Source organism: Candidatus Binataceae bacterium (genome assembly GCA_035500095.1).
Lineage (GTDB): Bacteria > Desulfobacterota > Binatia > Binatales > Binataceae > JAKAVN01.
Map to the genome: position 1 here is coordinate 1 of DATJXN010000052.1, position 13,182 is coordinate 13,182.

Below are 13,182 nucleotides of genomic sequence, written 5' to 3' on the forward strand. Positions count from 1 at the left end.
ATCGAATCATTGACAAACGCCCAGTCCACCGTCTCCATGTTGTACTTGATGCCTTTCATGGGATGCGGCGGCAGCGGGCCGGCGTCTTCAATCTTTTGTTTGCCAATCTTCCCCCAGCGCGGCATCTCGGTCGGGTTATCCACACTGGTCGCCCAGGAGTGAACCAGGTTGCGCGGGCCGACGGTATTTAACAGCTCTTGCGGATAGCCGGGATGGAAGGGGTCTTCCATCGCATCCAGGTGATATAGGTAGCCGAAGAATTCATCAAATCCGTGAACAGTGGGCAGGAACTCGTTACGGTCGCCCAGATGGTTTTTGCCGAACTGACCCGTGGCATAGCCCATCGACTTAAGCGCCGTGGCAATGGTTACGGCTTCCGCCGGTATGCCGATCTTGGCACCGGCTTGGCCGACCGTGGTCATGCCGGTGCGAACCGGCAGCTCTCCGGTGATGAACGCTGCGCGGCCGGCCGTGCAGCTCGCCTCGGCGTAGTAGTCCGTGAACCTCATGCCCTCTTTGGCGAGCTTGTCGAGGTTCGGCGTCCGGCCAGCCATCATGCCCTGGTTGTAAACGCCGATGTTAAACCAGCCGACGTCGTCAGCCATGATGACGACGATGTTGGGCTTTCGGTCTCCCGCCCATGCGATGTGCGCGACCGGCAGACCTATGGCTATGGTGAGCAAAAGCGCGACCGCGTACGACCTGTTTTTCAAGCTGCGCATTTCGATACTCCCTCGGATTTACGTGCGTGCCGTTCTCAGTTCGCGGCCGCGGCAGTACTCGATTGTTTGCCGGCGCCCAGTGAGACCAAGCGTTCGTTAAGTCCGTTGGCCCAGTAGTTCATCGCGTTCTGGGCATCGCCCCACTGAAATACGTCTGCGTTCTTGACCGACGTGCCGCCCATGCGTTTGTCGGCCCAAGCTGCGAGCAATTGCCCGCTTACGGAATCGGTAAGTTTGGCGTCACCCTCAGCGGACCCAACAAATGCGTAAGTGCCTGTAGCCACGTTCTTGATCAGGCTGAGCGCCCGCGCCTGGGGTACGACAACTGAAATGGTACGCAAACCCGGAACGGCCGCTGAAGCATCGGTCAGAGCTACCGCAAGTTTCATCACACCGGGGCCGGGTCCATAGGCGATCGTGAAGTTCTTGCTGAGGTACTGGACGAGTGTTACGTAGAAGTAGTCACAAAGGACCTGCTGGTCATGCTCGGATACCTTCGTATCATCAGCCGCCCAGAAGGTGACCGGTACGACCATGATTTGATTGTAGCTGCTCCAATTGGCACTCGGATTGACGTACCGGAGCATCGCCTGCTGATCCGACCCCGGTGCCGCGGGTTGAAGCAGCGAATAGTCGCTCCCCAGGAATCCGCTTGGCGGTGGTGGTGCTGGAGTTTCGCCCTGGGCTCGCTGAATAATGTTCGGCTGGGGCGCAACCGTCTGCGCACATCCTGCCATCAGAATTCCGGCTAGCAGCACTGAAAGGCTAGCCATGGCTTTGAGGGTCGTTTTCTCTAGATTCAGTTTTTCCCGCAATTTCCTTTCCTTCTGTTTTGATCCGTTGCTGCGCGCGTTCGCGCATCGACCGGCGATTAGGCCTTCGTCTCCTGATGACGTTGCTCAAGTCCACACGCTAACGTGCGGCGCATCTGTCTGTCGCTGAAGTTTTTGAAGTCAGCAACTGCGGAAACTGCGGCTCAACGCAAGTGCAGCACTAAGCTTAAGCGCGACCGCAAACACAAATGCAATGTGGCTCACACGCGTAAAGATGCGATTCCATGAGGAATAAATTAGAAGACCGAGTAAACCTACTATTAACAAACCGTCGAGCTCGCCGGAAATCTGTATCCTGTGCCGGGTCCCGCAGTCGCGATTCTTCCTTGCTATGAAGCGATCGGCACCGTCCTACCCGACTTGTTCTTTCGAATCGTCACGACCTTATATGAACCGAGTAAGCATGCGCTCGTCTTTCTTCGCCGCCTCGAGGTTGGTCTGCTGGGCATCAAGAGCGGGGTTGTTGGCAGCAGATGGTTGAGATCTGGTCAGCGATTTTGTTTCAAAATGATAATTACTCACTCGGCGTGATCTTTGTGATTTTCGATCCTTCGAGACCTATACCTCCCATAAGACCCTTCTGGGAAAACACGAAAGCATAGACGTCTGACCGCAGATTTGTTGTCGTTAATGATCGAGCAGCGCCCTGATCGAGCACGACGACGCTGGGCCCCGTGCCGATCGCCCAGCCTCCACTTGCGTCGAGGTACGCCAGCGCCGAATCTGTCATGAAGAAAAGCGCGTAGCCAAATTTCTTGACGCCGGCCTGAAACCCGTAGGATGCTGCCGCGGTTCTGTAGTAGCCAACGGTTTTGGTGCCTTTCCGAAGTGCGCCGTAGCCGTATTGCGCACCGACGATGAACGCTGCCTTTTTTATGTCTGGGAACACGAGAACTGCCTTGGCCTTTGCGCCGAGAGCCCTTGCCCCTTCATTGTGCCCGTAGAGATCCCTCAATGCCGTGGTCACGCTCCGATCGATCTGAGCTGACGTAGGAGCCAGCGACGGGACCTGTGCAAATACCGCAGCACCAAGCATCAATCCTAATGTGGCTTGGGCCAGCAGCACGGCGACTATTCCTTTCATCTTCATCTCCCAACTTCCTCGAAGAGCGTGGCAAAGCGATGGTTCATACCGAGCGTTAATTGTGATCACGCGGAACGGAGCGCTTATTCTTCGCTCCCAAATTGAGACCAGAGAGCCGTCTGTGGACTGGAGTCTGGATCGCAAGCTCCTCCGCACGATCCATTCAGGATAGTGAGGTTAGCCCGAGCTGGAGCATAGTCTGGTGCGCTCCGGATGAGCTGTGTCCAAATGTTGCGAGCACACACGACATCTCCCATTCTCGCGCAGATGATTGCGTCTGTGTTGGCCGCGTCCAGATCTCGCGGCGCCAGAAGCAGCGCGGCGATGATCTCCTGTAGCGCCTCGTTCAGTCGGTTCTCCCTCTCGTAAACGACGGCCAGATTGAAATGGGTCTCGGCGTGTCCTGGGCCGAGTGAGACGGCGGTCTCAAGAGCGGCCATCGCATTTGCGACCTCATGACGATCGTAATAGGCGAGGCCCAGATTCATGAACAGGTCCCACGTGTTAAGGCCGAGGCGTATGGCTTCGCGGTATTCACCGATCTCCTCCGACGTGCGCCCGACCATTCCGTACGCAAACCCCAGATGGTAATGCGCGAGCGCGTTGTTGCCTTCCGAGCGTAAAAGCTTGCGATGCAGGTATATGGCGGTTGGGTAATCTTGAACTGTCAGCGCGGCATCCGCGGTAACATCACATACCTGATCTGGCCCCTTTACTGCTCCTGCTCTGCAGACACTGGCGCAGCAGAAAATCAGCGACACGGCAACTAGAGTGCTTATCTTTGCGCCGAGTGTCGACATGGCCTTTCAGTTGTCAGACGAGATGGTGCTACGCATGAGCCGTGGCGAGTGGCTGACCGCAAACAAACTTCATCGAAGTTATCCGCCCCTTCCTCGTGTGCACCTCGATGGGTACAGCGAGAACCGTGCCAACCGTCTCAGTGATGGTTCGCGCGCTCGGCCAAAACTGGCCGCGCAAATTTCCCCTCCACGGGGCTGCCACTCGCAGCTAGCAGCACCAGGTTCATTGCCTAGCCTCCTGTCAAGGTCTCGACACCAAAGTCCGAATGGAGGCATGTGTTTCCATCGGCACCATCACAAGGAGGCTTACCTATAAGCAGGAGCTACTCGGCACAATGGCCGGTGGCTCAATGGAAGTGAATGAGCGACCGCTCAGAGCTTCGCGATCTGTCGGCGTCTGGACTTCCCAATCATCGAGGTTGGGAACATTCCCGCAGACCAACGGTGAGTTTATGGACGCGCAGAAGATCGCCAGTTTTACTGCTGGACTTGCAAGAAATACCATGAGACGACGCATCGCATTATCGGAGCCGAAGTGCCGCTTAGCGAACCGTCGAAAAAAGCACAAGCTCGTAATGCCGCGGAATGATGTCCTTTCTTAGACTCTAGGCCATCCTCGGATCGAATTTAGGCCAGTGATGCGGTATTAGGCCAGTACCGAGCTTTGGAACTGAAGCGTTTGCTCTTCAACTCCGCACCTGCTAAAGATGCCGAGATAGACTCACCGTTGTAACGTATCAATTGAACCACTATACGTTCGCGGTGGGTGGAATCCCACCGAACAAAGGACCCAGCTTCACGAGGGCCCCTTCGATACCTGTTTCGTGAGAAGACTTGGACCTTCGGTGTCCACAAGGCCCGCGGCTTCGCGCGTCCACGGAACACTAAGTCGATCATTATCGTTGCGCCAAGCGCTTGAGCCCAAAAGGAATTCCGAGTTGAACAAGTCACGGATTGGTAACAGGAGAAGCGATGCTCGTTAAATCGATGTACGGTCTATTCCATCATTTAAAGGATCGGGGTTTGTGGGCCAACATCTTTCCGTGTTGTGTCTCGATCCTGTTGCTGGTTTCAGCAACCGCAATAGCAGAGAGTGCAGGCCAGTTCGAATCGCCGCCGACGCTGCGAGCTCAAGAACTGGCGCCTGCGACCTTGCTCAACGGAAACGGCTTCCACGTCGATCAAGAGGTGCCCACCGACGGGTTGACCGCGCATTTCACGCTCCGCAGTGATGTCGGAACCTTCAACGCGGACGGCCTCGAAATGCTCAGGATTCGCGTCGCCGAGATCCCGGCAATCGTGGAACTCAACCAGACAAGTAAGTCGAAGGTCTTCGCCCAAGCACTGGCGACCAACGCGGCGGCTCCGGTCGCTGCGGCAGGACAAATGGTGATGCACCCCGTCGACACGGTAAAGGGGATGCCAGCAGGAGTCGGGCGCTTCTTCGGCCGCGTCGGCCTCGGTGCTCAAAAGCTCAAGGAGGCTGCGACGCAGCCGGAAGAAGGTTCTACGGGTGAGAAGGCCGGCCAGGTTGCCACGCACACCCTTCAGACTACCAGAGACATTTTGGGCTACGAGCAGGAACGGCGAGGGCTGGCGAAAAAGCTCCACGTCGACCCGTACACTACGAACCCGATCCTCGCCAAGCAGCTTGATGATTTCGCGCTGGTCGCATTCAGAGCACACGTCGGCGTTACGACCGCGATGTCCGTGTTCATTCCGGGCTCGATGGCAATCACCGCCACCAGAGTTGTCTCCACCTGGGTGTACGACACGCCGCGCGCAGATCTCATCGTGCAGAACCAGAAGAAACTACAGGAGATGGGAGTGCCGGACGAGACTATTCATGCGTTCATGGGCAATAAGGCTTTTCCGCTAAGCGTGCAGACCGCCTTCGTCGAAGACCTTACCCGTGTGTCCGGAGTCTCGGGTTCCATCAACATAGTAGCGTTGGCGAGCACGGCCGAGTCAGAGGATCAGGCGCGATTTCTCGCTGGTTGTCTGAACATGTTGGCCAACTATCACCAGTCCCAGACTCCGTTAGTCAGCATTATCGCACGCGGCACGGTAATCGGCCGCGATCGTGCCGGCGTAATCATCGTGCCGGCCGAGGTCGACTATGTCTCGTGGACCAAGCGCACTTCATACTTTGCAAATCGGCCGGATCTCGTATCGCCTAAACGTACCGCTTGGCTCTCCGGTCAAATGTCACCGCTCGGGAAGAAGAATTTTCAAGCGTTGGGATGGAGCGTGCGCGAGAGGGCAAAGCTTTAGCTTGGGCGGCCGCGCAATGCGCGAGGCCTGCGGATGAAGCTGCGAATGAAGTGATGCTCAAAGCCGTATCGCTGCGCAGTGAATATCACTTCGACGATTCGAATAATGGGTTGTGAGAGGATGAGAAAAGCGTAATTCGATGGGTGCTGCTGCACAAAAGCTGAGTCAAGGGAGGATATCCTTCGAGCGGACTAACGAGTCGACGCTCGTGGCGCACCTTTCCGGCCCTTGGCATCTGCAGCGCGACCTGCCGCCGATTTCGCTGCTGACGGCTGAACTCGGTTCGCGGTCGGGCACCAAGCGCCTTTCGTACGAGGCCGCAGGACTTACTCACTGGGACAGTGGGCTGATCTCATATCTGACGAATGCGGCCGAGATCTGCCGCGCCCGCGGTATCGCGGAGGACCGCGCCGGACTTCCGGAGGGTCTCAAGCGTCTGCTCGAACTGGCCGAGGCGGTGCCCGAAAAGAAGGGCGCGCGCAGCGGCGCGTCGCGCGTCTCCTTCTTCGCGCGCGTAGGCAACGCGACGATCGGTTACGGCCTTTCAGTGAACGAATTTCTGGATTTCCTCGGCGAACTGACCGTAGCCTTGGGGAAATTTCTCCGCGGCAAAGCGCGCTATCGAAAGATCGACCTGCTCGAAGTCGTCCAGGAGTGCGGCCCCAACGCCGTCGGAATCGTTACGCTGATCTCGTTTCTGGTCGGCGTCATCCTCGCCTTCATGGGCGCGGTGCAGTTGTCGCAGTTCGGCGCGTCGATCTACGTCGCCGACCTGGTCGGCATCGGCATGGTCCGCGACATGGCGGCGATGATGACGGCGATCATCATGTCGGGCCGAACCGGCGCAGCGTTCGCGGCAAAGCTCGGCACGATGAAGGTGACCCAGGAGATCGATGCGCTGACCACGATGGGCGTGTCGCCGCTGGAGTTCCTGGTCCTGCCGCGGATCCTCGCGCTGGTCCTGATGATGCCGCTTTTGTGCCTGTTCGCCGACCTGGTCGGAATACTGGGCGGCATGTTCGTCGGCGTGACGATGCTCGATCTGTCGGCCGGCAGCTACATGCGAGAAACCATCTCGACGCTGACTCTGACCAATCTGTTCGGCGGCGTAATTAAGGGCACTTTCTACGGCGTGCTGATCGCGATTGCCGGATGTCTGCGCGGCTTTCAATGCGGTAACAGCTCCTCGGCGGTCGGCGACGCGGCAACCCAGGCGGTGGTCATGGCGATCGTCATGATCGTGGTCGCTTGCGGGCTGTTCGCCGTGGTCTTCAACTTTCTGGGAATCTGAGCGCAGAGAATCACGATGGCCACGGGTAACGGCGACAATCGCGCCAGCGCACAGCCGCAGATCATCGTGCGCAACTTGACGATGGCCTATGGCAGTTTCGTCCTGATGCGCGATCTCAACTTCGTGGTGAAGCGCGGAGACATCTTCATCATCATGGGCGGCAGCGGATGTGGCAAGAGCACGCTCTTGCGCCACCTGATTGGGCTCAAGGAGCCGGCCACGGGCGAGATCATTTACGGCGACGTCAACTTCACCCGCGCCGCGCCGGAGCAGCGCGAACTGATGCTGCGGCGGTTCGGAATCCTGTACCAGAGCGGGGCGCTGTGGAGTTCGATGACGCTGGCGGAAAACATCGGCCTGCCGCTTGGCGAGTTCACCGACCTGACGCCAGCGCAGATCCGCGAAATCGCGGCGCTCAAGCTCGCGCTGGTCGGGCTCAAGGGGTTCGAGGACTTCTACCCCAACCAGATCAGCGGCGGCATGCAGAAGCGCGCTGGGCTCGCGCGCGCGATGGCGCTCGATCCGGACATCCTGTTCTTCGACGAGCCGTCGGCCGGACTCGATCCGATAAGCTCACGCCTGCTCGACGACCTGATCCTCGAGTTGCGCGCGAACCTGGGCGCGACGATCGTCGTGGTCACCCACGAGCTCGCGAGCATCTTCACCATCGCCAACAACAGCGTCTTCCTGGACGCCGAATCGCGCGTGCAGATCGCGACCGGAGATCCGCACGAAATGCTCGCGCATTCGCAAGACCCGCGGGTGAGAAGGTTTCTCACGCGGGGACAGGAGGGAGGCGAGGGAGCCGCCACTCATGGGTAAACGGGTCAGTCCAGCGGTAATCGGGGCGTTTGTGATCGCGAGCTTCGCGATCCTGCTCGTGGCCCTGATCGTAGTCGGCTCGGGCAAGATGTTCCGGCGGCCGGTGCGCTTCGTCTGCATGTTCCAGGGCAACCTCAACGGACTCAAGATCGGAGCGCCGGTCAAGGTGCGGGGAGTGCAAATCGGCGAGGTCTCGGCGATCGAACTGAGGATCCAGCCCTCCCAGGGGAAGCTGCGTCCGGGAATTCAGGGGCTCAGGATGCCGGTCTTCATCGACGTGGATCGAGCGCAACTGCTCTCGAAAGGAGGGAGCGGCGAGGCGCTCCAGGAGGGCCGCCTGGATGAGTTTATCCAGATGGGAATGCGGGCGCAGCTTGATACGGAAAGTCTGCTCACCGGGCTTTTGTACATCGATCTCGATCTTCATCCCAAAGCGCCGGCTAACTACGTCCTCGAACCGGGCGGCCCTTACCAGGAGATCCCGACCGTCCAGACCGATCTGCAGGAATTGCAGGAGCGCCTGACCCACACGCTCGACAAGTTCGACAAAATCGACTTCCAGGCGCTGGTCGTCTCGATCACCGACGCCGCCAATTCGATCAAGAGTCTCGCCGGCTCGCCCGAGCTGAAGGCCACGCTCGAGTCCCTCAAGGGCACGGTTGCGAACCTGAACCAGGCGCTTGCCTCGGCACGCACTCTGCTCAACAACGCCAATGCCCAGGTCGGTCCGCTGGTCGCAGACCTGCGGGAGAGTTCCGACGAGGCCAACAAGACGATGGTGGAAACACGCGCCGCGCTGGTCAACCTGCAACAGACGCTGAATCCCGAGTCGCCGCTGGCGGTGCGGCTTAACCGGACTCTCGACTCGCTCGATGAGACCTCGCGCTCGATCGGCGACTTCGTCGACTATCTGCAGCGCAATCCGGGCGCCCTGGTCCGCGGACGCTACGTGCCGGATAAGGAAAAGCAACAGTAATGAAGATCAACGCGATCCGTCTTGCGCTCGGCGCGTGCGTGCTTGCCGCGGGATGCTCCGTGCTCTCGCCCCAGCCCGACCGTTCCAGGTTCTTCATCCTGACTCCGATCTCCGACGGCGCAGGAACGGGGGCGCAGCCGGCTTCGACGAGCGCCGGCACGCACCTCACCCTCGGCGTCGGTCCGGTCGATTTCCCCGACTATCTGCGCCGCCTGCCGGTGGTGAAACGCGTCGCGCCCAACCGCGTGGACCTCTCGGACGAAGAGCGATGGGCCGAACCGCTGGATAAGAACTTTGTGCGGGTGCTGTCCGAGAACCTGGCGACGCTGCTCGACACTCAGCGGATCGAGAAGTACCCGTGGCCGGTGAAGAACCGGATCGACTACCAGGTCGAGGTTGACGTCGAGCGATTCGAAACCACCAGCGACGGCCAGGCGCAATTGATGGCAAGCTGGATCATCAGGGACGGACCGAGCGACAAGATCCTGTACGCTTCGCGGACCGTGGCCGGAGCGCCGGCGGGCCCGGACGAGCTGAGCGCCTCGGCCGCCTTGAGCAGCGACCTCGCAACGCTAAGCCGGGAGATCGCCTCGCGCGTCGCTGAACTCAACCAGCATCACACGCCCCAGAGCGCGCAATCGGCCGCGGCTCCAGCGTTCTGAACGGCGTGATCAGTCCAGATCGAGCTTCGGAAACAGCAGGCCGACCTGGAAATTCAGCGTGAATTGCTCGGTCTGCTTCGCGAACTGCCGATAGAGCATCCATTCGCCCGAGATCGAGGTGTCGAGCGCAAGGTCGTTCGCGAACCTCCACACCTTGCCGAATCCCGCGCTCATCGGGATTGTGGTCGAGGTATTGTGACGCCAATTGATCGTCCAGGTCGCGTCGCTCGACTTCAAATACCAGTCATGCCCCAGCTGATAACTGAGAAGCGGCTGAATCGTCAGCGAGGAGGCCGGCACCGAGTTGGACGAGGTGTAGGCGAAAGAAGTCGCCTGCTGCAGAAGGGCCGATAGATTAAGACCGGTAATTCCGCGGTACGAAAACCCCAGCGCCGGTCCCGCCTGCCACGATCCGTTTCCCACCCGGTCGCTGGCCGAGGTTGGAAATATCAGGTAAGGCCCGATACCCCACCGGAAATGAGTCTCCCGCTCGTTCGGCCACGGCATCACGAACAGGTCGAGCAACTGCATGTCGTCATACGTCGTGGTCGTCGAAGCGCCCTTGCCGTTGGGAACCGTCACGATTTTGATCGTCGGGCGAACGAGCTGATCGAACGGTATGAAGAGGAAAGGACGAAGCGCGAGGATCGCTCTCAACTGTACCGTGTTCGGCTGCGCGTTGGTCCCGTATTGGGCGGGCGTATATGGGTCTTTGATTTGAAGCTGCGTCAGGTAGGAGACCGGATCGATGACCTTTTCGGCCAGCGGCTCTTCGTCGCCGGCCGGGTATGCGGAGGCTGGCGCCTGCTGCGCATAGGCGCCAAACCGAATAGCCATCAGGAGCGCCGCCAGCATCAAGACGCGGCGCGCGCGCCTGACCGTAGTCGCGAGGTGGGAGAGCAACGGAGTCCGCGCTTCCTTGATACTTGAGCAGAAGGCGATCACCCGGGCGCGCATCTGCCGCGCCTGGAGATCTTCGTGCGTGCACGGGGACAGTTTGACACCCACTTTCAGATTTTCTGCAGCTCTGCGACGGTCTTGTCGGACTTGACGTCGCCAGTGTTCAACGTCGTCTTTGGCTCGATCAGAAGCACGTGGACCTCGTCTTCGGCTACCGGCAAGTGATCGACGCCGCGAGGGATGACGACGAATTCTCCGGGATCGAGGCGAACGTCGCCCTCGTGCAGCTTTATGAGCAGGCGCCCCTTCGTCACGAAGAAGAGTTCGTCCTCGTTTTCGTGATGGTGCCAGACGAAATCGCCCTTCATCTTCGCCAGCTTGATGTATGAGTCGTTCAACTCGGCCGCGATCCTGGGATTCCAGTAGCCGCTGAAGAGGTCGAATTTCTGAGCGACGTTCACCTTCTCGATGCGCTTCATCAGGTCGGCCCTCCGAGTACGTTAGCCCGTCGGGGTCGTCGATCCCGGCGTGGCGGCTCTTATGATGCAAACTTTCGCCAGATCAGTCGCGTTGGCGCGCGTCGGTGCTCCGCCCAATGGCCCCGAATCGTAGATTATCGCGAGCCATTTGGCGACCGTGATCCAGCGCCCGTTTAGCGCCGGCTGCGGGCTTTTTCCACATGTGCTGAGAAGATGTCCTGACTCGCCGTGGCGCGCGCTCAAGTTGGAGCGCCTCCCGCGGCTGCCGAGCGCGATCAGGCAGGGCGGGTCTCCGCCTCGATCAGAATTTCCGCCGCGCGCACCATCGCCGAGGTGCGCGCCGCCTTTCGGCTCTCTTCCGCGCAGAACCCCGAGCCTTCGAGGACGATCGCGAGCTCGTCCGCGAGCCGCTCAGGATCGCGCGCCGCGGCCGTGCGCGCGAGCTCGCGCAGGCGGGCATGGCGCTCGGCCTTGAAGGCGGCGATAACCGCGCGCGCCGGGTGGCTCTCGGTGGGGAACTCGACCAGCGTGTTGCCGAAGGGGCATCCGCGAAACTGCGGCGCGGCGGCATGCTCGGCGGTCGCGGCGAAGAGCGCCCGCAACTGCTTTCGCGGCGCGTGTGCGTACCGGCCGATGACGTCTTCCCACCATCGCCAGTAATCCTCGGCCTCGGATTCGAGGTAGGCGCGCACGAGGTCGTCCTTGGAGGGAAAACTCCGGTAGAAGCTCATCTTGGCCACGCCCGAGCGCGCGATCAGAGTGTCGACGCCGACCGCGCGGATGCCCTCGCGGTAGAACGCCTCGCGCGCGGTCGCAAGGATGCGGTCGCGCACGCAGGCCGGCTTCTCCGGCGCGTCCGCGCCGGGCGCCGGTTTGTCGGCGCGGCGCGGAGAAGGCCGAACGGCAGCTTGTGCGGAAGGGCCGGCGGAATGCTTGGCGGAGCTTTTGCTTTGCGTGGCCATTACCGTGTCCCCTGGCGGCCCCCTTTGATCTAGACAGACAGACCTGTATCATTTATACAGAACGGCCTGTCTCATAGAAACAAGATAGCCGAGCGGGCCATGGAGGGAAAGACCATGTTGACCAACAACACCAAATCGACGAACGCCGCAAGCGGCCGTCCCGCGGTGCCGCGGAGCGCCCGCAGCGCGATCGCCGGGCGCGGGGTCAGGGCTATCCGCGGCCTGCCGGTCGAACCGCGAAGCGCCGGGCCGGCCGCGGAGCGCGCGGCGTCCGCAGACCGGATCGGCTCGGCCGTTACGTTGGCGCTGAGCCTCGCGCTGGTCGCCGGCGGTTCGCTGATGGTTGCGCAGATCTGGGCGAATCTGGGCATGATCAGATGACGATCATGATCGGACAACTATCCGGATAGCGCACGGGCAGCGACCGGTCATGCGAAGTTTGGCCGAAGTTTGGCCTGCCCGCGCGGCGCGGGCGGCGAAGCGCAGCATTGCACCCCCGCCGCCGGCGGGCCGGCTGCTCGACCCGGAGAAGTTTCCATAAAGCGGCAGAATCGGAGTACGAGTCGGTTACGAGGACAGCCGCCGCCGTGGCGGCGGCATCAACCATACTCGGAGAGGAGTGTACCAACATGAAACTCTACTTTTCGCCGGGCGCCTGTTCGCTCTCGCCGCACATCGTTTTGCGCGAGGCTGGGATCGAGGCCGGTCTGGAGCAGGTCGATCTCAAGACCAAGAAGACCAAGAGCGGCGCCGACTTTGGCACAGTGAACCCGAAGGGCCAGGTGCCGACGCTGGTGCTGGACAATGGGCAGACGCTGACCGAGGGGCCGGCGATCGTGCAGTGCCTCGCCGATCTGAAGCCGCAATCGGGGCTGGCTCCGCAAAACGGCACCTTCGAGCGCTATCGGCTGCAGGAGTGGCTGAACTTCATCACGGCCGAGATCCACAAGCCCTTCGGCGCGCTCTTTAGCGGGGCGACGCCTGAGGACTACAAGCCGATCGCGCGCGACGCGCTGACTGCCCGCTTCGCCTACGTCGACCGCCTTCTGGCGAGCGGTGGTCCCTACCTTATGGGCGCGAACTTCACGGTCGCCGACGCGTACCTGTTCGTGATGACGCTCTGGGCGAATTTCGTGAAGCTCGATCTGAGCCAATTTGCGCGGGTCAAGGCCTACGCCGAGCGGATTGCGGCGCGGCCCAAGGTTCACGAAGCGTTGAAGGAAGAAGGGCTCGCGAAATAACGCGCAGCGCCTTCGCGTTTTCTGACCGGCGGTCCGTCTTGTCCGGGCCGCCGGTCGCTTTTGTCAGTGCCCGCCCGACTCCCCTGCCGGTACGCGATTTCGATAACGGCGAGCGCCGCGAATGGGCTATAGTTGC

The 13,182-nt window shown here is 60.6% G+C and carries 14 protein-coding genes; 7 read left to right on the forward strand and 7 right to left on the reverse strand.

Annotation, left to right across the window (positions count from 1 at the left end):
• The 4 genes from VMI09_05780 to VMI09_05795 all read right to left on the reverse strand — a co-directional run.
• Positions 1–722 (reverse strand): sulfatase-like hydrolase/transferase (locus VMI09_05780; protein HTQ24187.1); only part of this gene is annotated, 722 nt, incomplete at its 3' end.
• Positions 723–757: 35 nt separating this feature from the next.
• Complete coding sequence (locus tag VMI09_05785) at positions 758–1,537, reverse strand: DUF3313 domain-containing protein (protein ID HTQ24188.1); 780 nt, start codon at positions 1,535–1,537, stop codon at positions 758–760.
• A 532-nt stretch (positions 1,538–2,069) separates the two neighbouring features.
• Complete coding sequence (locus tag VMI09_05790) at positions 2,070–2,645, reverse strand: lipid-binding SYLF domain-containing protein (GenBank protein HTQ24189.1); 576 nt, start codon at positions 2,643–2,645, stop codon at positions 2,070–2,072.
• Between the two features lie 77 nt (positions 2,646–2,722).
• Positions 2,723–3,439 (reverse strand): tetratricopeptide repeat protein, encoded by a 717-nt coding sequence (locus VMI09_05795; GenBank protein HTQ24190.1) that lies wholly within the window; start codon positions 3,437–3,439, stop codon positions 2,723–2,725.
• Between the two features lie 972 nt (positions 3,440–4,411).
• Here VMI09_05795 and VMI09_05800 point away from each other — a divergent pair.
• The 5 genes from VMI09_05800 to VMI09_05820 all read left to right on the forward strand — a co-directional run bounded on the left by VMI09_05800 (position 4,412) and on the right by VMI09_05820 (position 9,464).
• Positions 4,412–5,713 (forward strand): hypothetical protein, encoded by a 1,302-nt coding sequence (locus tag VMI09_05800; protein HTQ24191.1) that lies wholly within the window; start codon positions 4,412–4,414, stop codon positions 5,711–5,713.
• A gap of 208 nt (positions 5,714–5,921) precedes the next feature.
• Positions 5,922–7,004: an ABC transporter permease gene (locus VMI09_05805; GenBank protein ID HTQ24192.1), complete on the forward strand. Its 1,083-nt coding sequence runs from the start codon at positions 5,922–5,924 to the stop codon at positions 7,002–7,004.
• A gap of 15 nt (positions 7,005–7,019) precedes the next feature.
• A complete protein-coding gene (locus tag VMI09_05810) occupies positions 7,020–7,826 on the forward strand; it encodes an ATP-binding cassette domain-containing protein (GenBank protein ID HTQ24193.1) in 807 nt (268 codons plus the stop codon).
• Positions 7,819–8,802: an MlaD family protein gene (locus VMI09_05815; GenBank protein ID HTQ24194.1), complete on the forward strand. Its 984-nt coding sequence runs from the start codon at positions 7,819–7,821 to the stop codon at positions 8,800–8,802. The genes VMI09_05810 and VMI09_05815 overlap by 8 nt, the downstream gene beginning before the upstream one ends.
• Complete coding sequence (locus tag VMI09_05820; GenBank protein ID HTQ24195.1) at positions 8,802–9,464, forward strand: PqiC family protein; 663 nt, start codon at positions 8,802–8,804, stop codon at positions 9,462–9,464. The genes VMI09_05815 and VMI09_05820 overlap by 1 nt, the downstream gene beginning before the upstream one ends.
• Positions 9,465–9,473: 9 nt before the next feature.
• On the opposite strand, the gene VMI09_05825 is transcribed toward VMI09_05820, so the two are convergent.
• The 3 genes from VMI09_05825 to VMI09_05835 form a co-directional block, all read right to left on the reverse strand.
• Positions 9,474–10,472, reverse strand: a complete 999-nt coding sequence (locus VMI09_05825; GenBank protein HTQ24196.1) for a hypothetical protein — start codon at positions 10,470–10,472, stop codon at positions 9,474–9,476.
• Between the two features lie 2 nt (positions 10,473–10,474).
• Entirely contained in the window at positions 10,475–10,843 is a 369-nt protein-coding gene (locus tag VMI09_05830; protein ID HTQ24197.1) for a cupin domain-containing protein, read from the reverse strand.
• 275 nt (positions 10,844–11,118) lie between these two features.
• A complete protein-coding gene (locus VMI09_05835) occupies positions 11,119–11,676 on the reverse strand; it encodes a TetR/AcrR family transcriptional regulator (protein HTQ24198.1) in 558 nt (185 codons plus the stop codon).
• Between the two features lie 243 nt (positions 11,677–11,919).
• Here VMI09_05835 and VMI09_05840 point away from each other — a divergent pair, with 243 nt between their 5' ends.
• Positions 11,920–12,186, forward strand: coding sequence for a hypothetical protein (locus VMI09_05840; protein ID HTQ24199.1), 267 nt, complete (start codon positions 11,920–11,922; stop codon positions 12,184–12,186).
• 248 nt (positions 12,187–12,434) lie between these two features.
• Complete coding sequence (gene gstA / locus VMI09_05845; protein ID HTQ24200.1) at positions 12,435–13,046, forward strand: glutathione transferase GstA; 612 nt, start codon at positions 12,435–12,437, stop codon at positions 13,044–13,046.
• Positions 13,047–13,182 lie beyond the last annotated feature (136 nt).